Raw genomic sequence first — 22,190 nt, 5'->3', positions numbered from 1 at the left:
CTTACCTCAAGTATTTTAAGAATTCATTATCGTTAGAGATTATAAACTTAGTTTTACCTTTAATCGATGTTTTATATGCTTCTAGAGAACGTACGAACTCAAAAAAGCTTGGGTCCTGAGAAAATGTCTTAGCATATACTGCAGAAGCCTTTGCTTCAGCACGGCCCTTAATCAATTGAGACTTCTTATAACCTTCTGATTGAATTGTTTGTAAATCTTTTACCAAACGTCCTTCAATCTTGGCCTTTTCACCTTCACCAATTGATCTGATCTTCTGTGCAATTCTTTGACGTTCAGAGATCATTCTTTCGTAAACTTTACGCTCAACTGATTTCTCGTATGAAATACGTCTTAATTGTACATCAATTAATTGAATACCAAATTGTTCTAACTCTCCATCGGCTTTGCTTACGATTAATTGAGATAATTTTTCTCTACCAACGCTTACATCTTCAATGTCACCAGTTATTTCTTCTTCAATTTCGTTAACATCTACTTTAGTAGCATTTAACTTTTCAATAATTGCATTTGAATTACGTACGGCTTCAACAAGATCGTGAGATGAAATCACATTTCTCGTCGAAGAGTCTAAAATTGTATCGATTCTCTTTTTAGCACCTTCAGTATTTCGAACTGTCTGAATAAACTTAAGTGCATCAATTATTTTAAATCTCGCAGTTGTATCTACTTTAATAAATTTCTTATCCTTTGTAGGGATTTGATTTGGAAAACCATCCCAACTAAGAATTCTCTTATCAACGAAACGTACATCTTGAACGAAAGGCTTTTTAAAATGAAGGCCAGCATCAGTAATTGGATTACCAACAGGTTTACCAAATTCAGTGATAATTGCTTGTCTTCCTTCACTTACGATAAAGAGTGATTGTTTTCCTAAAACTAAACCTATAAATAGAATAACAATTAGAATTAATGCTTTATTCATTTCTTAGCTCCTTGGTCATAAATAGGAAGTAATCCCTTAACCTTTGGATCAATAATTGTAAGATTGTCGTACTTCTTATAAAGCCCTTCCATTGCTTCAATATAAAGACGCTTCTTTGTAATCTTAGGGGCACGACGATACTCTTTTAGGATTTCTTGAAACTTTGCAACATCCCCTTCTGCACGGTTTACAAGAGCAGCTGCATAACCTTCAGCTTCAGATACCATTTTCTCCGCCTTACCACGTGCCTCTGGAATAACTTTGTTATAAGCACCTTCTGCTTCGTTAATGGCCTTTTCTTGTTCTTGCTTTGCTTCGTTAACTTCGTTAAATGAAGCTTTAACGACTTGTGGAGGATTAACATCCTGAAGCTTTACAGAGATGATTGAAACACCCATGTCATACTTATCAATTACTTCTTGCATAAGTAGCTTAGCATCAGCTTCAATTTCTACTTTACCAACAGTTAAGACATCAGTAACTGATCTATCCCCAACAACTCGTCTCATAATTGATTCTGAGATATCGCGGATATTTCTTACTGGCTCACTTGTTTGAAAGATAAACTTGAAAGGGTCACGGACTTGGTATTGAACGGCCCACTCAACAGAGGCAACATTCAAGTCACCTGTAAGCATAAGTGACTCGTGATCAAAGTTATCACCAGAATAAGAAGAACGTCGTGATCTCGAACTCTTTGTTCTAAATCCAAACTCTTCTTGAAGAACAGTTTTAACTTTAACCTTAATTACTTCATCAACCCCAAATGGAATCTTAAAATGAAGGCCTGGAGTATTAGTATTAATATACTTACCCAGACGAATTACGACGGCCTCTTCATCAGGCTCGACAGTGTAAAAAGATGTGTATCCGAAAATAACTAAAACAATGAATATAAAAAAGGGCCCAAGTAACTTGAGCCCCTTATCTAAATCTTGTTTCATTTTTTCGAAGTCATTTCTTGGTGCTTGTCCATTATTAAAAGACATTTGCTCTCCTTGACTTGCGTCCTATGCTTCTACTTCTAACATGAGGACGTTTTCTTCTAAGGCGTCCCCTTCCTTTACGTGAATTGCTTTAACAACACCATCGATACCACTCTTAATTTCGTTTTCCATTTTCATGGCCTCAAGAATGATTAGTGTTTCACCAGCAGCAACTGTCTGACCAACTTCAACATTGATCTTAACAACTTTACCTGGCATTTTAGTAAGAAGTTCACCAGCGTCAGCTCCACCTAAACCAGAAGGCTTGTAACCTCTGAATAGTGAGTAAACTTTATCAACGTTAACAACTCTTGATGGAAGATCCTGTCTTGGGATCTTTTTCCAAGTTTTCTTATCTTTTGAGATAAAGTATTGGCCACAAAGCTTTCTTAACCACATTGTTTCATGAAGACTTCTTTCTCCATCTTTTAATGTAGAAAAATCAAACTCAACTAAGCTGTGATCGTGAACTTTAGTTCTTGTTAAATCAACAATTACTTCTTCATTATCATTAATTAAATATGTTCTCATCTTAGATACCCATCCTACGTGCTTCAGAACCAGCGATGATCGTATAAAGCTTAATATGATCTAGGTCTGTCTTCACGTTATTCTGAGGTGCTACTTCACCAATGTAAGCTGTTGAGTAGTGACCATCAACAAAGTTCTTCTCAGTCATAATTTCTTTTAGAAGAGGAAGATTTGTTTTAAGTCCTTCAATGAATAGTCCATCAAGTGCTGCATTCATTTTTCTAACAGCAACGTCACGAACGATTCCCTTACAAACAAGTTTTCCAACCATTGGATCGAAGTCTGGAGTTACTTCTAACCCTTTATATAGACAGTGATCAAAACGAGTTCCTTGTGGGAAGTTTGTTTCAAATCCTGTTACAAGTCCTGGAGCAGGAAGCATTGTAATTGGATCTTCAGCACAAATACGACACTCAATCGCATGTCCTGATCTTCTAATAAATTCTTGAGAAGGAATACCTAACTCATCACCAAAAGCTGCTTGGATCATACATACGATAAGATCCATTCCAGTAATTTCCTCAGTAATCGGGTGCTCTACCTGAATACGAGTATTCATTTCTAGGAAATAGAATTGCTTATCTTCACCCATGATGAATTCAACTGTACCAGCAGAATCATAATCGACAGCTTTTGCAAGCTTTACAGCTGTTTCACAAACGCTTTGACGTAACTGCTCATCATTTCCAATAAATGGAGACGGTGCTTCTTCAATAATTTTTTGGTGTCTTCTTTGAACTGAACACTCTCTTTCAAAGAAGTGGAAAGTATTACCTTTCTTATCTGCAAGAATCTGAACTTCAATGTGACGAGGATTAACAATTAGTTTTTCAACTAATAGATCCCCATTATTGAAAGCTGCCATCGACTCACGTCCAACAGCTTCAAATTGAGCACGAACTTCTGTTTCGTCTTTACAGGCACGCATACCACGTCCACCACCACCGGCAACAGCTTTAAGAAGAACTGGGTAACCAATTCTATTTGCAATTTCAACTGCTTCATCAACAGTTGGAACAGCGTGATCTGTACCAGGAACAGTAGGAACACCAGCATCATTCGCTAGCTTCTTAGATGTTGCCTTGTCACCCATAACTCTGATGGCCTCAACGTGTGGACCAATAAAAGTAATACCTGCATCTGAAAGAGCATTTGCAAAATCTCTATTCTCAGAAAGGAAACCATAACCTGGGTGTACACCATCAGCATTAACTTCCTTTGCAAGAGCAACTAGCTTCTCAACATTAAGGTATGTCTCAGCATTTGTTTTACCTTGTAGGTAAACCCATTCGTCACAAAATTGTAAGTGAGTTCCTTGAGGTTCGTTATCAGTATAAATACCAATTGCAGTATGCCCAAGCTCACGACAAGCTTTTGCAACACGTGAAGCAATCTCTCCACGGTTAGCAATTAATACTCTTCTTTCCATGTTCTTTGGCTGTCTGATCATCATAATTGAATATTCCCGTGTTTACGTTTTGGACGGTCAACGTTCTTATCTTTTAGAACAACTAGATATTCATATAAACGCTTTCTTGTTTCTTCTGGAAGAATTACTGCGTCGATATATCCTCTTTCAGCTGCAACGTATGGGTTAGCAAAGTTATTCTCATAGTTAGCAACTAGCTCAGCTTTCTTCTGATCAAAAGCGTCACCTTCAAGACCTTGAAGTTCTTTTCTAAATACAATATTTACTGCACCTTCAGCACCCATAACTGCAATTTCTCCAGTTGGGTAGGCAAGGTTTACGTCTGAACGAATGTGCTTAGATGCCATAACGTCATAAGCTCCACCGTAAGACTTTCTTGTAATAAGAGTGATTAATGGAACAGTCGCTTCTGCGTACGCATATAGAAGCTTAGAACCGTGCTTAATGATCCCACCGTACTCTTGTACTGTACCTGGTAAGAAACCTGGAACGTCTACAAGTGAAACAATTGGAATATCGAAAGCATCACAGAATCTAATGAAACGAGCTGCTTTACATGAAGAATCGATATCTAGAACACCAGCTAGTACTTCTGGTTGATTTGCTACGATACCAATTTTAATTCCACCAATTGATGCGAAACCAACGATGATATTTCTTGCATAATCTTTATGTACTTCTAAGAAGTGTCCATCATCAACAATATCAAGAATTACTTCTTTCATATCATATGGCTTCTTAGGATTACCTGGAACTACTTCTTTTAGTTTAGAGTTATCTCTATAAACAGGATCTGAAGTATACTTAGGCGCTTGCTTCTTGAAATTAGAAGCAGGGATATAGCTCATTAGCTCTCTTACTCTTTCAAATGTCTCGTCTTCGTCTTTACACTTAAACTGACATACACCTGATTTTTCTGAGTGTGCTGTTGCACCACCAAGGTCTTCTTTTGTTACTTCTTCGTGAGTTACAGTCTTGATAACATCTGGACCTGTAACAAACATATAAGATGACTTATCAACCATGAAGATAAAGTCAGTTACAGCTGGAGAATAAACAGCTCCACCTGCTGAAGGTCCCATGATTAATGAAATTTGAGGAATTACACCAGAAGCCTTTACGTTTCTGTAGAAAATTTCCGCGTATCCACCAAGTGCATCAACACCTTCTTGAATACGAGCACCACCTGAATCTTGAATACCAATAACTGGAATTCTGTTATCAAGAGCGAAGTCCATGATCTTACAGATCTTTCTTGCGTGAGCTTCACCAAGTGCTCCACCCCAACAAGTAAAGTCTTGAGAATAAACAGCAATCTTCTGTCCGTTAATCTCTGCAATACCTGTAACTACACCATCTCCGTAAAACTTCTTCTTTTCCATTCCGAAGTTTACACAACGATGTGTAACAAATTTATCAAACTCAATGAAAGTACCCGGATCAACAAGTCTCTCAATTCTTTCTCTTGCAGTATACTTACCTTGCTCGTGTTGCTTTGCGATTCTCGCTTCACCACCACCAAGCTCGGCCTGCATTCTTCTGTCGATTAAAAGAGCTCTTTTTTGCTCTAATATATTTTCGCTGGTTGTTGACATACATCCCCTCCACCAATTTCTCTTTCGAGATTCTATGTAATTAAATTATCCGAGCATATTACACCCTTAAAAGACAATTTGCCCAATCACATTGCGTTATTTTCGAGGGGTTAAATCATTGAAATTATAGAAATATAAATAAAAAGGCCCTCGGAGAGGGCCTAAAAGTGTCTATCTTTTTATTTTGATGTGTTTTATCTATTCATTACCTGCTTTCGCACGCTTATCTAGCCCATACTTATCAACTTTCATAATAAGGCTGGCCCTAGACATCCCAAGCTCTTTTGCAAGCTTAGACTTATTAAAATTACATCTCTTAAGTCCTTCACGAATCATAATAATTTCTAATTCTTGAAGAGCATCTTTTAGCTTACCTGCAGTGTTTACACCTCTAGTTGACTCAACAGGAGCAGCACCATGATCAAGAAGTTGTGGACTTAGATTATCTGGAGTAATCGATTTTTCGTCTCCAGCAAGTACAACTAATCTTTCAACTTCATTTTCAAGCTGACGTACGTTACCTGGCCATGGGTAATCTAGCATCTTCTCCATACACTTCTTAGAGTATGACTTCATCGGCATTCCCGACTCATCACACTTCTTCTTAAGAAAGTGCTCCATTAGTACTGGGATATCTTCTTTCCTATCCCTTAATGGAGGAAGGTTTACGTTAAGAACGTTAATTCTATAATAAAGGTCTTCTCTGAACTCACCTTTGGCCATCATTGTTTTAAGATCTTTGTTTGTTGCTGCAATAATACGAACATCAGTTCTTCTAGGTGAATCAGCACCAACAGGCAGGTACGTTCCTTCTTGAAGAACTCGAAGTAACTTTACCTGCATAGACAGTGAAGTATCCCCAATTTCATCAAGAAATAGTGTTCCACCATTTGCTAATTCGAAAAGACCTGATTTTTCTTTATGAGCACCTGTAAATGATCCTTTTACGTGACCAAATAATTCTGAATCTAGAAGGTTTTCGTTGAATGCAGAACAGTTAACAGCTAAGAACTGAGCATCCTTACGAGGAGAAGCAAAGTGTACGGCTTTAGCAACGAGTTCCTTACCTGTACCATTTTCACCTTGAATAAGAACAGATGATTCACTTGTTGAGATTCTCTCTAATAGTGAATAAATCTTCTGCATTTGTTTCGATTTACCAATCATATTATGGTAGCGAAACTTTTCACCAAGCTCTGAGTTAAGCATATGAATTCTTTCTTCACGCTTAGAAATCTCATAGTGAAATGTAGAAATTTCACCAGCGACTAGCTCAACTAATTCTTTTAAATATTCAATTTCTCTCGGGAATAATCTTCTTGTTTCATTAACACATTCTTGTGCTGCCTCTGGAGATGCACCATGCTCAATTAGTGCTGCCACAAGCTCTTTTTCTTCAGTTTCAGTGAATGTACTTTTTAGAAATGGGAAAGCGAAAACCGTACCATGATACTCACCTTCAATTTCAATTTTTGTTCCCATCATCTTTACACCTGGAAAATAAGAGTCAAAGATCATGACAACTTCACCAGACTGACTTAATTCATCACTAAATCTTTCAACATCAGCAGTAACAAAATCATAACCATGTGGAAGGGACATTTGCGTCTCAAAGAAAAGATTCTTAAAGTTATAGTCCTTATCTGTATGCGAACTTCTAATCTTAAAATGAGTATCAGCATAGAAAACCTCTACACCAAACCACTTATGAATTACTTCTTCGAGCTTAGAAATAACATGAAGTCCTTTTAGTTCATTCCAGTTGATCATTTTTATTCTCCGATGTTTAATTCTTTGGCACAAAAAACGATTGGCCAAAGCAAAGTCTGTAAAACTTTTCGGCAGAATTTAATAAAACTTAACTATGAATGATAAAAAAATAGACGAATTTAAAGAAATATTATTAATTTACTTCACGCCTAAGTAACTAAGAACACGAACAAAATATGAATCCATTTTCCAATCTTGTGGACCTTTAAACATAATTCTGTGCTCAAGTTTTGAATCGAAGACGAAAGTCTCCGGTACCTTAACAACACCTAATTTACTCATAGAAATTCCTGCTTGATCATGAATAACTATTGAATTAGACGGTAAGTCATTGAATCTTTTAAGAAATTTTTTAATTTTCATATCGTCATCTTTAACGGCCATGAAAACAACTTTTACATTTTTTTCTTCTAATTTGCGTGCAAAATCTACAAATTCAGGAAATTCAGCCTCGCAAGGAGCACACCAAGTTCCCCAAAAATGAACTACTAAACCATTTGAATTACGTGCTAAATCCTGTAGCTCAACCTCAGAATTATCAGCAAAATTATCCAGTTTTACACTTGGAAGTGACTTAAGAATATAGTCTCGACTCTTATCTACATAAGAATCAATCTTACCTTTATGGTAAATAGAATATCCCAGTGTGATAGCAACAATAATAAAAATAATAGAAACTTTAGAAGATGTAGTCATAGATTTTAGAAAAAAGTTTTAAATAAAAAAACCCATCATACGTTAATATGATGGGTCTATCTATCTCATTCGAATTAAAAATTAATCAACAAATGCGATGTATGCCATTTTAGAGTTATCTCCAACTCTATTCTCAGAAAGTCTCATGATTCTAGTGTAACCACCATTTCTCTCTTTGAATTTTGGCCCAAGCTCAGTAAATAGCTTGTTTACAGCATTCTTATCATTAAGTTTTTTGAATGCAAGTCTTCTGTTAGCAACAGTATCATTTTTTGAAAGAGTTACTAATTTCTCAACTACTGGCTTGATTGCTTTAGCTCTTGTAAGAGTAGTTTTAATCATACCGTGGTCGATAACTTCAGAAGCAAGGTTTTTAACCATTGCAACTCTGTGTGAAGGACTTACACCTAGTTTATACTTATGTTTTTGATGTCTCATATCTCTACCTCAACTTATAACAACTTTTATTCTTCTTTTAGATCTTGCATGATGCTATCAACTTTCATACCTAGACCTAGTCCCATTTGAGAAAGTACTTCTTTAATCTCATTTAGTGACTTACGCCCAAAGTTCTTAGTTCTTAGCATCTCACCTTCAGTCTTAGAAACTAGCTCATAGATATACTTAATATCTGCGTTCTGCAAGCAGTTTGCAGATCTTACAGACAGCTCAAGCTCAGAAACTGGCTTTAATAGAGCTGCATTAGCAGTATTTTGTTGCTTCTTAGGCTTAGTTTCCATTCTTGTGATTTCTTCTTCATCTTCGAAGCTTAGGAATACAGCAAGTTGGTCTCTTAGGATCTTCGCTGAATAAGCTACTGCATCCGAAGGTTCAACACCTGCGTTAGTCCAAACTTCTAGAGTAAGCTTATCAAAATCTGTTCTCTTACCAACACGTGAGTTTGTAACTGTATAGTTAACACGTGCAACTGGTGAGAAAAGAGAATCAAGATAAATCCAACCGATTGGAAGATCAAAAGATTCTTTATTATCTAGAGCTGTTACGTATCCTTTCCCTCTTGCAACAAGTAGTTCCATCTTAATAGATCCACCAGTTGAAAGGTTACAGATTGCGTGCTCTGGATTTAAAATTTCAACATTTGCAGACTCAGAAATGTCACCAGCAGTAACGATACCCTCTACCGATTTCTCAAGAGTAAGAGTTACCTGCTCTTTATCTTTAATCTTAAAGTGAACTTCTTTAAGGTTAAGAATAATCTCAGAAACTTCTTCTTTTACGTTGTTGATTGTACCAAACTCATGCTCAACACCATCAATTCTGATTGCAACAATAGCTGCACCCTGAAGTGAAGAAAGTAGTACACGACGTAAAGAGTTTCCAAGAGTTTGTCCATAACCTCTTTCTAGTGGCTTAGCAACGAACTTACCATAAGTATTAGTTAGCTTATCGTTATCCATTTCCAAAGCTACTGGTCTTATCATTCCTGTCCAATTTTTTGCTGTAAATGTGTCCACAGACAACTCCTTAATATAAATCTATAAAATTATACTCTTCTTCTTTTCGGTGCACGACATCCATTGTGTGGAATTGGTGACCTGTCAGCAACAGAAGTGATTTTAAGGCCTGCAGCGATAAATGCTCTAACAGCATTTTCTCTACCTGCACCCGGACCCTTAACTCTTACTTCAACAGTAGATAGTCCGTGCTCCATAGCCTTTTTAGCTGCTTCCATAGAAGCCATCTGTGCTGCGAATGGAGTCGATTTCTTAGACCCTCTGAATCCTAATTGACCAGCAGAAGCCCATGAAATAGCGTTACCGTTCATATCTGTGAACGTAACGATTGTATTATTGAAAGAGCATTGAATGTGCGCAATACCTCTCGAAATATTCTTTTTAACTTTTTTCTTTGAAGCTGTTTTCTTAACCATCATTAACTCCTAACAATTACTTCATTGACTTAATAGACTTCTTACCTGCGATTGCAACAGCTGGCCCCTTACGAGTACGAGCATTTGTAGAAGTTCTTTGACCTCTTACAGGAAGACCTTTTCTATGTCTGATCCCTCTGTAACAACCTAAGTCTTTTAGTCGTTTAATGTTAAGACCAACTTCTCTACGTAAGTCACCTTCTACAGTGTACTCACTTTCAAGAAGAAGTCTGATTTCGTTTGCTTCTTCTTCAGTTAGTTCGTTTGAATTTTTGTTTGAATCGATGTTTGTTTTTTCTAATACTTCCTGAGCCACTTTCGGTCCTACACCGTAAATTGACTGAAGGGCAATTTTCATTACCTTATTTCTAGGAATATCAACACCAAGAATTCTCGCCATAGCTACACTCCTTTCCTATGATTAACCTTGTCTTTGTTTGTGCTTAGGTTGCTTACATACAACTCTAAGTACGCCTCTTCTTTTAATAACTTTACAATCTTTGCACATCGGCTTTACAGATGCTCTAACTTTCATAACAACCTCGTAAATTCTACACTAGCGTTTTTTACTTCTATATGTAATTCGGCCCTTCGTTAAGTCATACTTGCTAATCTCAACAAGTACCTTATCTCCAGGTAAAATCTTTATAAAGTGCATTCTCATCTTTCCACTAATGTGGGCAATAACAGAATGTCCATTCGGTAATTTAACCTTAAATTTAGTGTTAGGAAGAAGTTCAGTAACTTCACCTTCAACTTCAATCGTTTCCTGATTACTCATATAATACAAAACCTAAAGTAATTGCTTATATATGACTCAGGGCCATATTGCAAGACGAATTACTTATATAATAAATTATTTAACAATTTTTTTAATTTCTTCAAAAATCTCATCAAGCCCTTTTGTAGCGTCTACTCTAACAAGGCGTCCCTGAGACTCATAGTACTCAAGAACTGGCTCGATATTGTCAGTAAAAACCTTCATTCTAGTCCTTACTGTATCCTCGTTATCATCTTTACGATGCACAAGGTCCTCTCCAGAAACATCACACTTACCTTCAACTTTTGGTGGCTTTGTTTTTAGATTGTAAATCTCACCACTAACAGGAGCTACACGTCTATTAACAATTCTCTCCACTAAAGTATCTAGTGCAATGTCAAAGTAAATTGCTTTAGACTGTACTCCACCAAGTAGGGCACTATCTAAATCCTTTGCTTGAACAAGGTTTCTTGGATAACCATCAAAAATATATGTTGATTTCTCAACAGCACAATTAGCCTTTAGAAGATCTAATACTAATTCATCACTTACTAATTCACCTGAATCCATGACCGCTTTAATTTTACGACCAAGGTCAGACTCTTTAGCAACTTCTGCTCTTAATAAATCGCCAGTAGAAACATGTGTGTACCCAAGCTCTGAAACTATATTCTTAGCTTGAGTACCTTTTCCTGATCCAGGAGCTCCAATTAAAATTAGTTGTGGTGCCATGGATTAGAACCTTCTATTGTTACCGTTATATTTACCTTTAGATTTGTATGACATCTCATACTTATCAGCAAACATAAACGATTGAACATTCATCATAACTCTAACAGATACAGATACTAAGATTAGCATTGATGTACCACCAAATCTTGTCTGAGCCCCTGTGATTAGTGAAGGAACAATACAAACAACGATTAAGAATAGAGCGCCAAAAAATGATAAACGATTTAATAACGTGTCTAAATATTCTTTTGTTTTATCACCTGGTCTAATACCTGGGATAAAAGCATTATTCTTTTGTAACATTTCTGAAATCTTCTTCGTTTTGAATTGGATTGGTGCATAGAAATAAGTCATATACACAATCAGAGTTGCAAAAAGAATATTAAATAAAATTTGCCCTGGTGCCAAACTTTGTTGTATTGTATCAAAGTATGGTTTGAACACACTGTCTGCAGGGATAAAAGTAGCAAAAGTTGCAGGCGCTGCTAGCAGAGAAGAAGCTAAGATCGGAGGCATAACTCCACCTGTATCAACTCTCATCGGAAGTGTCTGATTTCCACCATACACTCTATTATTAACAACACGCTTAGCATATTGAACCGGAACGGCTCTGAAAGCCCTTTCGATGAATGCAACAACAAAGAATGCAACGACAATTACGGCCACGAAAGTAAGTAGTTCAAGTCCACCCATTTCACCGTTTCTAAATAGTGTAATCTTTTGAATAACTTCAGAAGGTAGCTCAACTGCAATACCTGCGAAGATAATAAGAGAAACACCATTTTCTAAACCAAATTCTGTAATACGCTCACCAAGCCAAAGTAAGAACATTGTTCCTGCAGCCAGAGTGATCATTGTAACAATTCTGAAAAGCATACCTGGTTCAGGGATAACTCTAGCACCACCAGGAGAAACAAATGTCTCAAACACAGCAGCCATTGAGTAACCTTGTATGCAACAGAGAATTACTGTTGCATACCTAGTCCACTTTTGAATTTTTTTGTTACCTTCTGAGTCTTCTTGTAGCTCTTGGATTTGAGGTATAACCTCACCTAAAAGAGAAAAGATGATTGAAGTAGTAATATACGGCATAATCCCCAGTGCTAAAACTGAGAAACGCTTGAAGGCACCACCACTAAAAGTGTTGATAAGGTCAAAAAGACTTCCCCCACCAGCTTCCGCAAAATAAGAAGAGATCGCCTGCGCATCAACTCCTGGTACAGGAATTTGCGCAACCAATCTATATACTACTAATAATAAAAAAGTAAAAAAGACTTTTTTCTTAAGCTCTTCAAGTTTTCCTTGAGCGTTTGACATCAGACGATCCTTTTATCTATTTTGTTGCTATTTTTCCGCCAGCTTTCTCGATTGCTTCTTGAGCACCTTTAGAAAACTTTTCAATATTAACAAAATTTAACGATTTTGAAAGCTCTCCGTTAGCAAGAATTTTCACTGGACGTCTTTTATCTGCACCCTTAAGGATACCTTTCTCAATTAGAGCTTCTTTTGTAACGTCTCCGCCATCAAATTTAGCTTCTAATGTAGCAAGAGATACCTCAGCATACTCAGTTTTAAATGGTGCGTTAGAGAAACCTCTTTTTGGTAGACGCATGTAAAGTGGCATTGCTCCACCTTCGAAACCAGTTCTTACACCGCCACCAGCACGAGCCTTTTGACCCTTGTGCCCTTTACCAGCTTGAGTACCTTGACCTGAACCTTGTCCACGACCAATTCTCTTAATGTTTTTATGTGCACCTTTTGGACTTTTTAAGTTATTTAAAGTTAACATATTTACCTCTTAATCAACTAATACCGCTTATTCTTGAATGTCTAAAAGGTGAATTACCTTCTTGATCATTCCTCTAACAGCAGAAGTGTTTTCTAAAGTTCTTGAAGTTCCAGTTTTTCTTAGACCTAGGCCTCTTACTGTAGCTTTCTGCTTTTCAGTACATTTAATAGTACTTTTCTTTAATGTTACTGTAATTGTTTTCGCTGTCATATCAACCTCAATTAACCTTTAATTCTTAAGCCTTTAGCTTCTTTACCACGTGCCTTAGCTACTTCTTCTACAGATCTTAATTGCTTAAGAGCGTCAAAAGTTGCCTTAACGATATTATGTGGGTTGTTACCTCTTAAAGACTTCGTTAGAACGTCTTTAACACCAGCAAGTTCAAGGATTGAACGACATGCACCAGCAGCCTTAACCCCTGTACCTTCTGCAGCAGGTTTGAATAGAATCTTACCAGCATCAAATTCACCTAGTACTGAGTGAGGAATAGTTCCTGCATCTACTGGTACTGAAATCATGCTTTTTTGTGCAGCTTGAGTAGCTTTTCTGATTGCTTCAGGAACTTCCTTAGCTTTACCAAGACCGTAACCTACGCGACCATTTTTATCACCAACGATCATTAGAGCACTGAAAGAAAATCTTCTACCACCCTTCATAACCTTTGCAACTCTATTTACAGCAACAACTCTTTCTTCAAGTTCAACGTCCATTGAGCTAGCTTGACGCTTTTTCGCTGGAGCTTTTTTAGAAGCTTGTCTTTTCTTTGGTTCTGCTTTTACTGTTTTTTCAACGCTTTTATTTTCTTCAGTCATGACTTACTCCTAAATTTGAATTCCATTTTCTCTAGCAGCTTCAACAACAGCCTTGATTACACCGTGGTATCTAAGTCCGTTTCTGTCGAATACAGCAGTTGAAATATTGTTAGACTTTAGGTTTTCAGCAAGTTTTGCACCAACAAGCGTTGCACCAGCAATATTGCTTTTTCCTTCAACAGCATTTTTACCATAAGTTTGAACACTGAAAAGTGTCTTGTTAGCAACATCGTCAATTACTTGAACTGTGATGTGCTTGTTTGTACGGTTAACTGATAGACGTGGTCTCTCAGATGTTCCGTTTACTTTCTTACGGATAGCAAGTTTTCTTCTAATTTTTCTAGCTGTACTTGCTTTACCAGCTTTACCATAAGGCTTTCTAATCATTTTAAACTCCTCACCCTAGGCCCTCACTGCGGGCCATTCTCAGGCTACTTTTTATTACTTACCGCCAGATTTACCAGCTTTTCTTACGATTGTTTCTTCAGCGTATTTAACACCTTTACCTTTATATGGCTCTGGTGGTCTGAATGAACGGATCTTTGCAGCAGCAAATCCAACTAGTTCTTTGTTACTACCAGTTAGTTCGATTTCTTTACCAGCAACTTTCGCTGCTACACCTTCTGGAAGAACATATTCAATTGGATGTGAGTATCCAAGGTTAAGAGTTAATGTATCACCACTAACAGCTGCCTTATAACCAACACCGTTGAATTCTAGCTTTCTAACAAATCCATCAGTAACACCAGTTACCATGTTGAAAACGATTTGTCTTGCTGTACCCCACATTGCACGAGACTTTTTAGACTCATCAACAGGAGTTACTTTAATTTCATTACCTTCTTGTGCAAAAGTCACTCTATCATTAAAAGTGTACTCTAGCTCACCTTTAGGTCCTTTAACTGATACATTTGTACCATTTATTGTAACCTGAACTTTCTCAGGAACTACTACCGGGTTTTTTCCTACACGTGACATTACTCGCTCCCTACTACCAAATATTACAGATTACTTCACCACCAACTTTAGTCGCTCTCGCTTCTCTATCAGAAATAATTCCTTTAGAAGTTGATAGGATTGAAGTACCTAGACCACTAATAACTCTAGAGATGTCCTTGTAACCACGATACTGTCTAAGACCTGGTTTAGAAACTCTCTCAAGACCTACGATAGCGTCGTCTTTAAGTAATACTTTGATTCTAATATCTGATTGGCTCTTTGCAATAATTTTGAATGAACGAATATAACCTTCGTCTTTCATAACTTTACAAACACCTGCTTTCATTTTCGAAGCTGGAAATTCCACTCTATCGTGTCCAGCATTAATTGCATTTCTAATTCTTGTTAACATATCTGCAATAGGATCAGTCATCATAATTTCGTCTCCTCAACCATTACCAGCTTGACTTAGTTACACCAGGGATCATTCCTCTAAGTGCTAACTCTCTAAATTGAATTCTTGATAGTTTGAACTTTCTATAGAAAGCACGTGGACGACCAGTTAATTCACATCTATTTCTTACTCTAATTGCAGCTGAATTTCTTGGTAGTTTCTGTAGCTTGATCATCGCTTCGAATCTTTCTTCGTCAGAAAGATTTTCATTGATAATAGCAGCTTTAAGTTCTTTTCTTAAAGTACCGTATTTTTCAGCAAGCTTAGCTCTTTTTTTGTTACTTTCAATTTTCGCTTTTCTAGCCATTACATTATCCTCAATTACTTGTTAAAAGGCATACCAAAAAGGTTTAGAAGCTCTCTACCTTCTTCGTTGTTTCCAGCAGTAGTTACGATTGAGATTCCTAGACCTCTTACTTTATCAATTTGATCGTAAGAAATTTCTGGGAAAATAATCTGCTCTTTTAAACCTAAAGTGTAGTTACCTTTTCCATCAAAACCTTTAGAAGAAACACCTCTAAAGTCACGAACTCTTGGAAGAGTGATGTTAACAAGTCTATCAAGGAATTCGTACATTCTATCACCACGAAGAGTAACGTTTGCACCTAAGGCCATACCTTCTCTGATTTTGAAACCAGCAACTGATTTTCTAGCCTTAGCTACAACTGGCTTTTGACCAGTAATAGTACCAAGATCGTTAACAATCGACTGAACAACTTTAGAGTTAGTTACTGCGTCTCTTGTACAACAGTTAACTACTATCTTTTCTAGCTTAGGAATTTGGTTAACATTCTTATAACCAAACTTCTCAGTCATTTTATTTTTAATTTCGTCATTATATAGTTTTCTGAATCTGCTCATTTTTGCCTCTATCCTTAACTCAGTACTGATCCACAAGACACAGCGACTCTAACCTTCTTACCATCTTTTTCTTCAATTTTTACTCTAGTAGCCTTATTTGTTTTTGGGCTAACTACAGCAACATTTGAGATGTGAAGTGGTGCTTCAATGTCTACGATACCACCAGCTGGGTTCTCTTGAGTTGGTTTAATTGCTTTCTTTACTAGATTAACACCACCAACATAAACAACTTTGGTCTTGAAGTTGATTTTCTTAACTTCACCAGTTTTGCCTCTGTCTTTACCTGTTAAAACTACAACATTATCATTAACTTTTAGCTTTTGCATAACTTCCTCACTGAACCTTGATTAAAGAACTTCTGGCGCTAAAGAACAGATCTTCGTAAAGCTCTTGTTTCTTAACTCTCTCGCAACAGGACCAAAAATACGTGTCCCTACTGGTTCATTGTTATTATTTAGTATTACAACGCTGTTCTTATCAAATCTGATGTATGAACCGTCTTCTCTTCTAATTGGGTACTTAGTTCTAACGATAACCGCTTTCTTAACATCACCCTTTTTAATTTTTCCACCTGGTAGTGCTTGCTGAACTGCTACAACAATAATGTCACCAAGATTTGCGTTCATTCTTTTTGAACCACCAAGAACCTTGATACACTTTACTTCTTTAGCTCCAGAGTTATCAGCAACTTCTAACTTAGTTTGCATTTGGATCATTACTAACTCCTAAAATAGGCTTATTAAGCCCTACTTATTTACCTTTAACAGTTCCCACTTTTTGAGTTTTGAATAAGGTTTACTTTCAATAATTGTTACATTGTCACCTAGATTCGCTTCTAAACTTACGTTATGAGCGTGGTACTTTTTAGTTTTTGTAACGAATTTGCTGTAAACAGGGTGCTTGAAACGTCTAGCAACATTCACAACAACTGTATTTTCATTCTTTACAGAAACAACTACACCATCTAGCTTTCTCTTAAACGTATTTGTACTCATGGTTACTCACCTTTAGCATTTTTTGCTGTTAATAATTTAGCAATATTCTTTTTTGCAAGTTTTAGCTCATGAGGTTTTTCGATACCACTTGTCGTTTTAGACATGTTGATATCAAAAATCGCTCTTCTCATTTCAGCTACTTTTGCATCAATTTCTTTACCGCTTAAACCGCTTATATCTTTGTATTCTAACTTTTGCATAACTTCCTCTTAACGATTTAAAGTTCCTGCTGCTCTCTAGAAATAATTCTAGTCTTTACAGGTAGTTTATACATTGCAAGCTTAAGTGCTTGTTTACTTAGCTCAGGATCGATGTGCTTGATTTCAAACATTACTCTTCCTGGTTTTACAACTGCAACCCAAGAATCTGGAGAACCTTTACCTTTCCCCATACGAACTTCAGCTGGCTTCTTAGTAAGGACCTTATCTGGGAAGATCTTGATCCAAACGTTACCACCTCTTTTGATCTTTCTTGTCATTGCAATACGGGCAGCTTCAATTTGACGGTTAGTTATATACCCACATGATAGGGCTTGTATAGCAAATTCACCGAACGTGATAGTATTTCCACGGTTCGCCTTACCCTTCATTCTTCCTTTCTGCTGCTTACGCCACTTTACTTTCTTTGGACTTAACATATTTACCTCAATAAAATAAATTCACTAACGAATTTCCTACTACTTATAGATCTCACCTTTGTAAACCCAAACTTTTACACCGATAACACCGTATGTAGTGTGAGCTTCAGCAGTATTGTAATCAATGTCTGCTCTAAGAGTATGTAGTGGAACTTTTCTTTCTGTATAACCTTCAGCTCTTGCCATCTCAGCTCCGCCAAGACGTCCTGCTGTTCTAACACGGATACCTTTTACACCAGCTCTGAATGCTGACTGCATAACTTTCTTCATTGCTCTTCTGAAAGCTACACGTTTTTCAAGCTGACCTGCAATGTTTTCCGCGATTAACTTAGCTTCCGCATCTGGTCTCTTAACTTCTGCAATATTGAAGATTAGTGTACCTTTAGTAAGTTTCTTAAGGTCGTTTCTAATTTTCTCAATTCCTGCACCTTTTTTACCAATAGCAACACCTGGCTTAGCTGTATAAACAGTTACTTTAACCTGGTTTGAAGTTCTTGATAATTCGATATTAGCTACAGAAGCATTTTTCATGTTTTTTTCAATGTAGTTTCTAATCGCTAGATCTTCGTGAAGTGTTTCACCGTATTCTCTATCGTTAGCAAACCAGTTTGAATGCCATGACTTAATATAACCTAATCTAAAACCGTATGGATGTACTTTTTGTCCCATAATTTATCCTATGCTTCTTTTAGTTCAACTGTTATGTGACTAGTTCTTTTTCTAATTCTGAACGCACGACCTTGAGCTCTTGGCTGAATACGCTTTAAAGTTGGACCTTCGTCCGCTTTAATTGTACCGATAACTAGGTTATCTAGATCATACTTCTCAGAATCAGCTGCGATAGCTAATCCACTATTAATTAATTTTGTTAAAACAAGTGCAATTTCTTTCTTCTCTTGGAAGCGTAAGATTTTTAGCGCTTCAGAAGCTTTCTTCTTTCTAATTAGATCGCAAACCTGTCTTACTTTTCTTGGTGCGATACCAACTCTACTGTTTCTAACTGTAATGGCCATCTGACCTCTCCTTATTCAACTCTAACTTTACTATCTCTTCTTAGCTTTCTTATCTGCACCGTGACCGAAGTATGTTCTAGTTAGTGCAAATTCACCTAATTTATGTCCAATCATGTTATCTGTTACATAAACCGGTATGAATTTTTTTCCGTTGTGAACGGCAAAAGTAAGTCCGATGAACTCAGGAACAATAGTTGATCTTCTAGACCAAGTCTTGATCACTTTGTTACCTTTGTTACCTTCTTCTTGCATTTGTAGAGCTTTTTTCATTAAGCTAATATCAACAAATGGACCTTTTTTTAATGAACGGGCCATATTAATCTCCTACTACTTTCTTCTCTTAACGATGAACTTATCAGTTCTCTTATTAGTTCTAGTCTTGTAACCCTTAGTTGGTGTTCCCCATGGTGATACTGGATGACGTCCACCTGAAGTTCTACCTTCACCACCACCGTGTGGGTGATCAACTGGGTTCATAGCAACACCACGTACAGTTGGTCTGAAACCAAGCTTTCTCTTACGTCCAGCTTTACCAATGTTACGTTTTTCATGATCAAGATTACCAACTTGACCGATTGTTGCTACACAATCAACTTCAACTTTTCTAAGCTCACCTGATGGCATTCTAAGAAGAGCAAAACGACCTTCTTTAGCCATAATTTGAACGTAAGAACCAGCAGAACGTGCTAGCTGACCACCAGCTCCTGGGTACATTTCTACGTTGTGTACAAGAGTACCAACTGGAATGTCCTTAAGCTTCTTAGCATTTCCTACTTTAATATCTGCATCTGCAGAAGCGATTACCTTATCACCAACTTTTAGACCAAGTGGAGCTAGGATGTAGCTTTTTTCACCGTCTAAGTAAGCGATAAGTGCAATATTACAAGTTCTGTTCGGATCGTAAGAGATCGCTTGAACAGTTGCAGGGATATCTGTTTTATTTCTTTTGAAATCAATAATTCTGTATCTTCTCTTAACTCCACCACCTCTGTGTCTAACAGTGATACGTCCAGAGTTATTTCTACCTGCAAAATTTTTCTTAACAGCTGTAAGGCCTTTAACTGGCTTTACACCTTTTGTTAACTCATCACTATTTACGACTTGCATCTTTCTTAGTGAAGGAGTTGTTGGTTTAAATCTTTTAATACCCATAATTTCCTCAGCTAACTAGTTAAACACCTTTAAAAAATTCAATCTTTTGACCTTCCGCTAATTGAACGAAAGCCTTCTTGAATTTACTAGTCTTTTTTACACCTTTACCAGCTCTTTTAACTTTACCTGGAGTGATGTTTGTCTTTACATTTAAAACTTTCACATCATATAGAGCTTCAACAGCATTCTTGATTTGATGCTTGTTTGCTTTAAGATCAACTACAAAACCAAAACGGTTCTGGCTGTCTGTAGCAACAGAAGTCTTTTCAGTGATAAGTGGTTTCTTTAATACATTTTCTAACGTCGCCATAATCTACACCAACTTATTTAATAGGGTTTCTAATGCACTCTTTTCGATAACTAGGTTTTCAAATTTTACTGCTTCGTATACAGAGAAACCTTCTACGGCCATCCCTTTACCCCACTGTAAGTTCTTCACTGCTCTAAGAGCTGGTGAGTTTTTATCAGCAGTTACTACTAAAGCAGGAAGTAAACCCTTACCATTTAATAGAGTGTACATTTCTTTAGTTTTACCAGTTGATTCAATTGTATCTACTACTGTCAACTTTCCAGCTTGGAGTTTGTCAGCAAGTACAGATTGAATTGCAACCTTTGCCATTTTCTTGTTAACTTTTTGAACATAGCTTCTTGGGCTTGGACCGTGAACAGTTCCACCGCCTACCATAAGAGACGATCTAATTGAACCTTGTCTAGCTCTACCTGTACCTTTTTGCTTGAATGGTTTTGCACCACCACCGCTAACATCTGAACGACCTTTAACACAAGCATTACCTTGTCTTCTTCCCGCTAGAGTAGCTTTAACAACCTGGTGAACAGCCGCTACATTAATATCTTCAGCAGTTAAGCTTACTGGAGCAGTAAGTGTTCCTGCATTTTCAAATTTCGAATTTAATACTGTTACATCACTCATAACTTCTTACCTCAGCCTACAATTACTTCTTAAGTGCTTTTGCAATTCTTACAAAACCATTTTTAGAACCAGGTACTGATCCCTTAAGTAGCATGTATCCTTTATCTTGATTAACTTCAACAACCTTGATGTTTTGGATTGTTTTTGTGTCACAACCCATGTGACCAGGCATTCTTTTGTTCTTCCAAACCTTACCAGGAGTCGCTCTGTTACCGATCGAACCACCACGTCTGTGAAACTTAGAACCGTGAGTAGCAGGTCCACCTTTGAAGTTGTGACGCTTCATTTGACCTTGGAACCCTTTACCTTTTGATGTACCTGTTACATCAACATATGTAGAAGCTTCAAATGACTCTAGAGATAGATCTTTACCTAAGTTAGCAGCATCTACGCCTTCTGTTCTAACTTCTGCAAATTTTACAAAGTTATTTTCAACATTAGCAGCTTTAAGGTGACCTTGAGTTGGCTTGTTTACAAGCTTTTCTCTTTTTTCGTAGTAACCTACTTGGTAAGCCTCGTAACCATCTTTGTCTAAAGTTTTAACTTGTGTAACTTTGTTAGGAATTAACTTGATAACTGTAACTGGAACGTGATTCCCAGCTTCATCAAAGATTCTTGTCATACCAGCTTTAACACCATAGATAGTATTAAGCGATACAGTAGCAGTAGTCTCAACTGCTTGAGTTTCTTCTGTCATTTTGCCTCCACAGCATCACTCTTCTCCAAGAGATGCATGCATGGTTAATAATAAAAATTTTTTTCGTTTATACTAGTACTTGATCTCTACGTCAACACCAGCTGATAGATCTAACTTCATTAGGCTATCAACAGTTTGTTGAGTTGGATCAACGATATCAATTAGTCTCTTGTGCGTTCTCATTTCGAATTGCTCACGAGATTTTTTATCTTTGTGAGGTCCTCTAAGAACTGTAAACTTGTTAATTTCTGTTGGTAATGGGATTGGACCCGCTACTCTTGCGCCTGTCTCTTTAGCTGTTTGTACGATCTCATCAACTGAGCTATCTAGAAGCTTGTGATCATATGCGCGTAATTTAATTCTTAACTTAGAAGCTTTCATACTCATCCTATTATCAATTTTAAAAGTTGAACCTGACTTTTACTGTTTTTTTGGGCCTATTGTCAAATTATTTTTACGCTAGGCCATATATTTTTTACGCGTCAATTCAAAATATTGAGCATAAAAAAGGGGTGATTTAAAAATCACCCCAATATTTAACTAAAAATTAGTCTAGAATTTCAGATACTGTACCAGC

At 36.9% G+C, this 22,190-nt stretch carries 36 protein-coding genes; all 36 read right to left on the bottom strand.

The window, feature by feature from the left end; all coding sequences use genetic code 11:
- Nucleotide 1 precedes the first annotated feature (1 nt).
- Nucleotides 2-943 (bottom strand): protease modulator HflC, encoded by a 942-nt coding sequence (gene hflC / locus C0Z22_RS15490; RefSeq protein WP_103219271.1) that lies wholly within the window; start codon nucleotides 941-943, stop codon nucleotides 2-4.
- Nucleotides 940-1,932: an FtsH protease activity modulator HflK gene (hflK, locus tag C0Z22_RS15485; RefSeq protein ID WP_103219270.1), complete on the bottom strand. Its 993-nt coding sequence runs from the start codon at nucleotides 1,930-1,932 to the stop codon at nucleotides 940-942. Before hflK ends, hflC begins: the two co-directional genes overlap by 4 nt.
- A gap of 21 nt (nucleotides 1,933-1,953) precedes the next feature.
- Nucleotides 1,954-2,460 carry an acetyl-CoA carboxylase biotin carboxyl carrier protein subunit gene (locus tag C0Z22_RS15480; RefSeq protein ID WP_199177580.1) on the bottom strand — a complete coding sequence of 169 codons (507 nt, stop codon included), beginning with the start codon at nucleotides 2,458-2,460 and terminating at the stop codon, nucleotides 1,954-1,956.
- A gap of 1 nt (nucleotide 2,461) precedes the next feature.
- Nucleotides 2,462-3,913: an acetyl/propionyl/methylcrotonyl-CoA carboxylase subunit alpha gene (locus tag C0Z22_RS15475; RefSeq protein WP_103219269.1), complete on the bottom strand. Its 1,452-nt coding sequence runs from the start codon at nucleotides 3,911-3,913 to the stop codon at nucleotides 2,462-2,464.
- The gene (locus C0Z22_RS15470; protein WP_103219268.1) at nucleotides 3,910-5,484 is read right to left on the bottom strand and encodes an acyl-CoA carboxylase subunit beta; all 1,575 of its coding nucleotides are present in this window, start codon (nucleotides 5,482-5,484) and stop codon (nucleotides 3,910-3,912) included. Before C0Z22_RS15470 ends, C0Z22_RS15475 begins: the two co-directional genes overlap by 4 nt.
- Nucleotides 5,485-5,682: 198 nt before the next feature.
- Nucleotides 5,683-7,254, bottom strand: a complete 1,572-nt coding sequence (locus tag C0Z22_RS15465) for a sigma-54-dependent Fis family transcriptional regulator (RefSeq protein WP_103219267.1) — start codon at nucleotides 7,252-7,254, stop codon at nucleotides 5,683-5,685.
- 138 nt (nucleotides 7,255-7,392) lie between these two features.
- Complete coding sequence (locus tag C0Z22_RS15460) at nucleotides 7,393-7,950, bottom strand: redoxin family protein (RefSeq protein ID WP_103219266.1); 558 nt, start codon at nucleotides 7,948-7,950, stop codon at nucleotides 7,393-7,395.
- A gap of 81 nt (nucleotides 7,951-8,031) precedes the next feature.
- Nucleotides 8,032-8,388, bottom strand: a complete 357-nt coding sequence (rplQ, locus tag C0Z22_RS15455) for a 50S ribosomal protein L17 (RefSeq protein WP_021266273.1) — start codon at nucleotides 8,386-8,388, stop codon at nucleotides 8,032-8,034.
- A 26-nt stretch (nucleotides 8,389-8,414) separates the two neighbouring features.
- A complete protein-coding gene (locus C0Z22_RS15450; RefSeq protein WP_103219265.1) occupies nucleotides 8,415-9,425 on the bottom strand; it encodes a DNA-directed RNA polymerase subunit alpha in 1,011 nt (336 codons plus the stop codon).
- 29 nt (nucleotides 9,426-9,454) lie between these two features.
- Nucleotides 9,455-9,841: a 30S ribosomal protein S11 gene (rpsK, locus tag C0Z22_RS15445; protein WP_021266246.1), complete on the bottom strand. Its 387-nt coding sequence runs from the start codon at nucleotides 9,839-9,841 to the stop codon at nucleotides 9,455-9,457.
- 16 nt (nucleotides 9,842-9,857) lie between these two features.
- Entirely contained in the window at nucleotides 9,858-10,241 is a 384-nt protein-coding gene (gene rpsM / locus C0Z22_RS15440; protein ID WP_103219264.1) for a 30S ribosomal protein S13, read from the bottom strand.
- A 21-nt stretch (nucleotides 10,242-10,262) separates the two neighbouring features.
- Complete coding sequence (rpmJ, locus tag C0Z22_RS15435) at nucleotides 10,263-10,376, bottom strand: 50S ribosomal protein L36 (protein WP_021266475.1); 114 nt, start codon at nucleotides 10,374-10,376, stop codon at nucleotides 10,263-10,265.
- Nucleotides 10,377-10,397: 21 nt separating this feature from the next.
- Nucleotides 10,398-10,622 carry a translation initiation factor IF-1 gene (gene infA / locus C0Z22_RS15430; RefSeq protein WP_021266177.1) on the bottom strand — a complete coding sequence of 75 codons (225 nt, stop codon included), beginning with the start codon at nucleotides 10,620-10,622 and terminating at the stop codon, nucleotides 10,398-10,400.
- Nucleotides 10,623-10,697: 75 nt separating this feature from the next.
- Nucleotides 10,698-11,333: an adenylate kinase gene (locus tag C0Z22_RS15425; protein ID WP_103219263.1), complete on the bottom strand. Its 636-nt coding sequence runs from the start codon at nucleotides 11,331-11,333 to the stop codon at nucleotides 10,698-10,700.
- 3 nt (nucleotides 11,334-11,336) lie between these two features.
- Nucleotides 11,337-12,650 (bottom strand): preprotein translocase subunit SecY, encoded by a 1,314-nt coding sequence (gene secY, locus C0Z22_RS15420; RefSeq protein WP_103219262.1) that lies wholly within the window; start codon nucleotides 12,648-12,650, stop codon nucleotides 11,337-11,339.
- A gap of 16 nt (nucleotides 12,651-12,666) precedes the next feature.
- Nucleotides 12,667-13,122 carry a 50S ribosomal protein L15 gene (gene rplO / locus C0Z22_RS15415; RefSeq protein ID WP_103219261.1) on the bottom strand — a complete coding sequence of 152 codons (456 nt, stop codon included), beginning with the start codon at nucleotides 13,120-13,122 and terminating at the stop codon, nucleotides 12,667-12,669.
- Nucleotides 13,123-13,149: 27 nt separating this feature from the next.
- Nucleotides 13,150-13,332, bottom strand: a complete 183-nt coding sequence (rpmD, locus tag C0Z22_RS15410) for a 50S ribosomal protein L30 (protein WP_103219260.1) — start codon at nucleotides 13,330-13,332, stop codon at nucleotides 13,150-13,152.
- Nucleotides 13,333-13,343: 11 nt separating this feature from the next.
- Nucleotides 13,344-13,832 carry a 30S ribosomal protein S5 gene (rpsE, locus tag C0Z22_RS15405; protein ID WP_233189739.1) on the bottom strand — a complete coding sequence of 163 codons (489 nt, stop codon included), beginning with the start codon at nucleotides 13,830-13,832 and terminating at the stop codon, nucleotides 13,344-13,346.
- A 111-nt stretch (nucleotides 13,833-13,943) separates the two neighbouring features.
- The gene (rplR, locus tag C0Z22_RS15400; protein ID WP_146037929.1) at nucleotides 13,944-14,321 is read right to left on the bottom strand and encodes a 50S ribosomal protein L18; all 378 of its coding nucleotides are present in this window, start codon (nucleotides 14,319-14,321) and stop codon (nucleotides 13,944-13,946) included.
- Between the two features lie 54 nt (nucleotides 14,322-14,375).
- Nucleotides 14,376-14,912, bottom strand: coding sequence for a 50S ribosomal protein L6 (rplF, locus tag C0Z22_RS15395; RefSeq protein WP_103219258.1), 537 nt, complete (start codon nucleotides 14,910-14,912; stop codon nucleotides 14,376-14,378).
- Nucleotides 14,913-14,925: 13 nt separating this feature from the next.
- Nucleotides 14,926-15,306, bottom strand: a complete 381-nt coding sequence (gene rpsH, locus C0Z22_RS15390; RefSeq protein WP_040313878.1) for a 30S ribosomal protein S8 — start codon at nucleotides 15,304-15,306, stop codon at nucleotides 14,926-14,928.
- Between the two features lie 22 nt (nucleotides 15,307-15,328).
- Nucleotides 15,329-15,634 (bottom strand): 30S ribosomal protein S14, encoded by a 306-nt coding sequence (rpsN, locus tag C0Z22_RS15385; RefSeq protein ID WP_103219257.1) that lies wholly within the window; start codon nucleotides 15,632-15,634, stop codon nucleotides 15,329-15,331.
- Between the two features lie 14 nt (nucleotides 15,635-15,648).
- Nucleotides 15,649-16,188: a 50S ribosomal protein L5 gene (gene rplE, locus C0Z22_RS15380; protein ID WP_103219256.1), complete on the bottom strand. Its 540-nt coding sequence runs from the start codon at nucleotides 16,186-16,188 to the stop codon at nucleotides 15,649-15,651.
- A gap of 14 nt (nucleotides 16,189-16,202) precedes the next feature.
- Nucleotides 16,203-16,514 (bottom strand): 50S ribosomal protein L24, encoded by a 312-nt coding sequence (gene rplX, locus C0Z22_RS15375; protein ID WP_103219255.1) that lies wholly within the window; start codon nucleotides 16,512-16,514, stop codon nucleotides 16,203-16,205.
- Between the two features lie 21 nt (nucleotides 16,515-16,535).
- Nucleotides 16,536-16,904 (bottom strand): 50S ribosomal protein L14, encoded by a 369-nt coding sequence (gene rplN, locus C0Z22_RS15370; RefSeq protein WP_103219254.1) that lies wholly within the window; start codon nucleotides 16,902-16,904, stop codon nucleotides 16,536-16,538.
- A 30-nt stretch (nucleotides 16,905-16,934) separates the two neighbouring features.
- Complete coding sequence (rpsQ, locus tag C0Z22_RS15365) at nucleotides 16,935-17,183, bottom strand: 30S ribosomal protein S17 (protein ID WP_021266428.1); 249 nt, start codon at nucleotides 17,181-17,183, stop codon at nucleotides 16,935-16,937.
- 2 nt (nucleotides 17,184-17,185) lie between these two features.
- Nucleotides 17,186-17,383, bottom strand: a complete 198-nt coding sequence (gene rpmC, locus C0Z22_RS15360; RefSeq protein ID WP_103219253.1) for a 50S ribosomal protein L29 — start codon at nucleotides 17,381-17,383, stop codon at nucleotides 17,186-17,188.
- 17 nt (nucleotides 17,384-17,400) lie between these two features.
- The gene (gene rplP, locus C0Z22_RS15355; protein WP_021266311.1) at nucleotides 17,401-17,820 is read right to left on the bottom strand and encodes a 50S ribosomal protein L16; all 420 of its coding nucleotides are present in this window, start codon (nucleotides 17,818-17,820) and stop codon (nucleotides 17,401-17,403) included.
- 39 nt (nucleotides 17,821-17,859) lie between these two features.
- Nucleotides 17,860-18,489, bottom strand: coding sequence for a 30S ribosomal protein S3 (rpsC, locus tag C0Z22_RS15350; RefSeq protein ID WP_021265986.1), 630 nt, complete (start codon nucleotides 18,487-18,489; stop codon nucleotides 17,860-17,862).
- A gap of 8 nt (nucleotides 18,490-18,497) precedes the next feature.
- Nucleotides 18,498-18,833, bottom strand: a complete 336-nt coding sequence (gene rplV / locus C0Z22_RS15345) for a 50S ribosomal protein L22 (RefSeq protein WP_103219252.1) — start codon at nucleotides 18,831-18,833, stop codon at nucleotides 18,498-18,500.
- Between the two features lie 30 nt (nucleotides 18,834-18,863).
- A complete protein-coding gene (gene rpsS, locus C0Z22_RS15340) occupies nucleotides 18,864-19,148 on the bottom strand; it encodes a 30S ribosomal protein S19 (RefSeq protein WP_021266332.1) in 285 nt (94 codons plus the stop codon).
- A 12-nt stretch (nucleotides 19,149-19,160) separates the two neighbouring features.
- Nucleotides 19,161-19,985, bottom strand: a complete 825-nt coding sequence (gene rplB / locus C0Z22_RS15335) for a 50S ribosomal protein L2 (RefSeq protein WP_103219251.1) — start codon at nucleotides 19,983-19,985, stop codon at nucleotides 19,161-19,163.
- A gap of 19 nt (nucleotides 19,986-20,004) precedes the next feature.
- Nucleotides 20,005-20,295 (bottom strand): 50S ribosomal protein L23, encoded by a 291-nt coding sequence (gene rplW, locus C0Z22_RS15330; RefSeq protein WP_103219250.1) that lies wholly within the window; start codon nucleotides 20,293-20,295, stop codon nucleotides 20,005-20,007.
- Nucleotides 20,296-20,298: 3 nt separating this feature from the next.
- Nucleotides 20,299-20,916 (bottom strand): 50S ribosomal protein L4, encoded by a 618-nt coding sequence (gene rplD, locus C0Z22_RS15325; RefSeq protein WP_103219249.1) that lies wholly within the window; start codon nucleotides 20,914-20,916, stop codon nucleotides 20,299-20,301.
- 22 nt (nucleotides 20,917-20,938) lie between these two features.
- Nucleotides 20,939-21,613 carry a 50S ribosomal protein L3 gene (rplC, locus tag C0Z22_RS15320; protein ID WP_021265983.1) on the bottom strand — a complete coding sequence of 225 codons (675 nt, stop codon included), beginning with the start codon at nucleotides 21,611-21,613 and terminating at the stop codon, nucleotides 20,939-20,941.
- A gap of 72 nt (nucleotides 21,614-21,685) precedes the next feature.
- Nucleotides 21,686-21,994, bottom strand: coding sequence for a 30S ribosomal protein S10 (gene rpsJ, locus C0Z22_RS15315; RefSeq protein WP_021265868.1), 309 nt, complete (start codon nucleotides 21,992-21,994; stop codon nucleotides 21,686-21,688).
- Nucleotides 21,995-22,190 lie beyond the last annotated feature (196 nt).

The organism is Halobacteriovorax sp. DA5 (assembly GCF_002903145.1).
Classification (GTDB): domain Bacteria; phylum Bdellovibrionota; class Bacteriovoracia; order Bacteriovoracales; family Bacteriovoracaceae; genus Halobacteriovorax_A.
This window is presented reverse-complemented; position numbering and strand designations above follow the sequence as displayed.

Coding starts and splice junctions, on each gene's coding strand:
- hflC (WP_103219271.1), bottom strand. CDS start 943: ATGAATAAAGCATTAATTCTAATTGTTATTCTATTTATAGGTTTAGTT.
- hflK (WP_103219270.1), bottom strand. CDS start 1,932: ATGTCTTTTAATAATGGACAAGCACCAAGAAATGACTTCGAAAAAATG.
- C0Z22_RS15480 (WP_199177580.1), bottom strand. CDS start 2,460: ATGAGAACATATTTAATTAATGATAATGAAGAAGTAATTGTTGATTTA.
- C0Z22_RS15475 (WP_103219269.1), bottom strand. CDS start 3,913: ATGATGATCAGACAGCCAAAGAACATGGAAAGAAGAGTATTAATTGCT.
- C0Z22_RS15470 (WP_103219268.1), bottom strand. CDS start 5,484: ATGTCAACAACCAGCGAAAATATATTAGAGCAAAAAAGAGCTCTTTTA.
- C0Z22_RS15465 (WP_103219267.1), bottom strand. CDS start 7,254: ATGATCAACTGGAATGAACTAAAAGGACTTCATGTTATTTCTAAGCTC.
- C0Z22_RS15460 (WP_103219266.1), bottom strand. CDS start 7,950: ATGACTACATCTTCTAAAGTTTCTATTATTTTTATTATTGTTGCTATC.
- rplQ (WP_021266273.1), bottom strand. CDS start 8,388: ATGAGACATCAAAAACATAAGTATAAACTAGGTGTAAGTCCTTCACAC.
- rpsK (WP_021266246.1), bottom strand. CDS start 9,841: ATGGTTAAGAAAACAGCTTCAAAGAAAAAAGTTAAAAAGAATATTTCG.
- rpsM (WP_103219264.1), bottom strand. CDS start 10,241: ATGGCGAGAATTCTTGGTGTTGATATTCCTAGAAATAAGGTAATGAAA.
- rpmJ (WP_021266475.1), bottom strand. CDS start 10,376: ATGAAAGTTAGAGCATCTGTAAAGCCGATGTGCAAAGATTGTAAAGTT.
- infA (WP_021266177.1), bottom strand. CDS start 10,622: ATGAGTAATCAGGAAACGATTGAAGTTGAAGGTGAAGTTACTGAACTT.
- C0Z22_RS15425 (WP_103219263.1), bottom strand. CDS start 11,333: ATGGCACCACAACTAATTTTAATTGGAGCTCCTGGATCAGGAAAAGGT.
- secY (WP_103219262.1), bottom strand. CDS start 12,650: ATGTCAAACGCTCAAGGAAAACTTGAAGAGCTTAAGAAAAAAGTCTTT.
- rplO (WP_103219261.1), bottom strand. CDS start 13,122: ATGTTAACTTTAAATAACTTAAAAAGTCCAAAAGGTGCACATAAAAAC.
- rpmD (WP_103219260.1), bottom strand. CDS start 13,332: ATGACAGCGAAAACAATTACAGTAACATTAAAGAAAAGTACTATTAAA.
- rpsE (WP_233189739.1), bottom strand. CDS start 13,832: ATGGACGTTGAACTTGAAGAAAGAGTTGTTGCTGTAAATAGAGTTGCA.
- rplR (WP_146037929.1), bottom strand. CDS start 14,321: ATGATTAGAAAGCCTTATGGTAAAGCTGGTAAAGCAAGTACAGCTAGA.
- rplF (WP_103219258.1), bottom strand. CDS start 14,912: ATGTCACGTGTAGGAAAAAACCCGGTAGTAGTTCCTGAGAAAGTTCAG.
- rpsH (WP_040313878.1), bottom strand. CDS start 15,306: ATGACTGATCCTATTGCAGATATGTTAACAAGAATTAGAAATGCAATT.
- rpsN (WP_103219257.1), bottom strand. CDS start 15,634: ATGGCTAGAAAAGCGAAAATTGAAAGTAACAAAAAAAGAGCTAAGCTT.
- rplE (WP_103219256.1), bottom strand. CDS start 16,188: ATGAGCAGATTCAGAAAACTATATAATGACGAAATTAAAAATAAAATG.
- rplX (WP_103219255.1), bottom strand. CDS start 16,514: ATGCAAAAGCTAAAAGTTAATGATAATGTTGTAGTTTTAACAGGTAAA.
- rplN (WP_103219254.1), bottom strand. CDS start 16,904: ATGATCCAAATGCAAACTAAGTTAGAAGTTGCTGATAACTCTGGAGCT.
- rpsQ (WP_021266428.1), bottom strand. CDS start 17,183: ATGAGTACAAATACGTTTAAGAGAAAGCTAGATGGTGTAGTTGTTTCT.
- rpmC (WP_103219253.1), bottom strand. CDS start 17,383: ATGCAAAAGTTAGAATACAAAGATATAAGCGGTTTAAGCGGTAAAGAA.
- rplP (WP_021266311.1), bottom strand. CDS start 17,820: ATGTTAAGTCCAAAGAAAGTAAAGTGGCGTAAGCAGCAGAAAGGAAGA.
- rpsC (WP_021265986.1), bottom strand. CDS start 18,489: ATGGGACAAAAAGTACATCCATACGGTTTTAGATTAGGTTATATTAAG.
- rplV (WP_103219252.1), bottom strand. CDS start 18,833: ATGGCCATTACAGTTAGAAACAGTAGAGTTGGTATCGCACCAAGAAAA.
- rpsS (WP_021266332.1), bottom strand. CDS start 19,148: ATGGCCCGTTCATTAAAAAAAGGTCCATTTGTTGATATTAGCTTAATG.
- rplB (WP_103219251.1), bottom strand. CDS start 19,985: ATGGGTATTAAAAGATTTAAACCAACAACTCCTTCACTAAGAAAGATG.
- rplW (WP_103219250.1), bottom strand. CDS start 20,295: ATGGCGACGTTAGAAAATGTATTAAAGAAACCACTTATCACTGAAAAG.
- rplD (WP_103219249.1), bottom strand. CDS start 20,916: ATGAGTGATGTAACAGTATTAAATTCGAAATTTGAAAATGCAGGAACA.
- rplC (WP_021265983.1), bottom strand. CDS start 21,613: ATGACAGAAGAAACTCAAGCAGTTGAGACTACTGCTACTGTATCGCTT.
- rpsJ (WP_021265868.1), bottom strand. CDS start 21,994: ATGAAAGCTTCTAAGTTAAGAATTAAATTACGCGCATATGATCACAAG.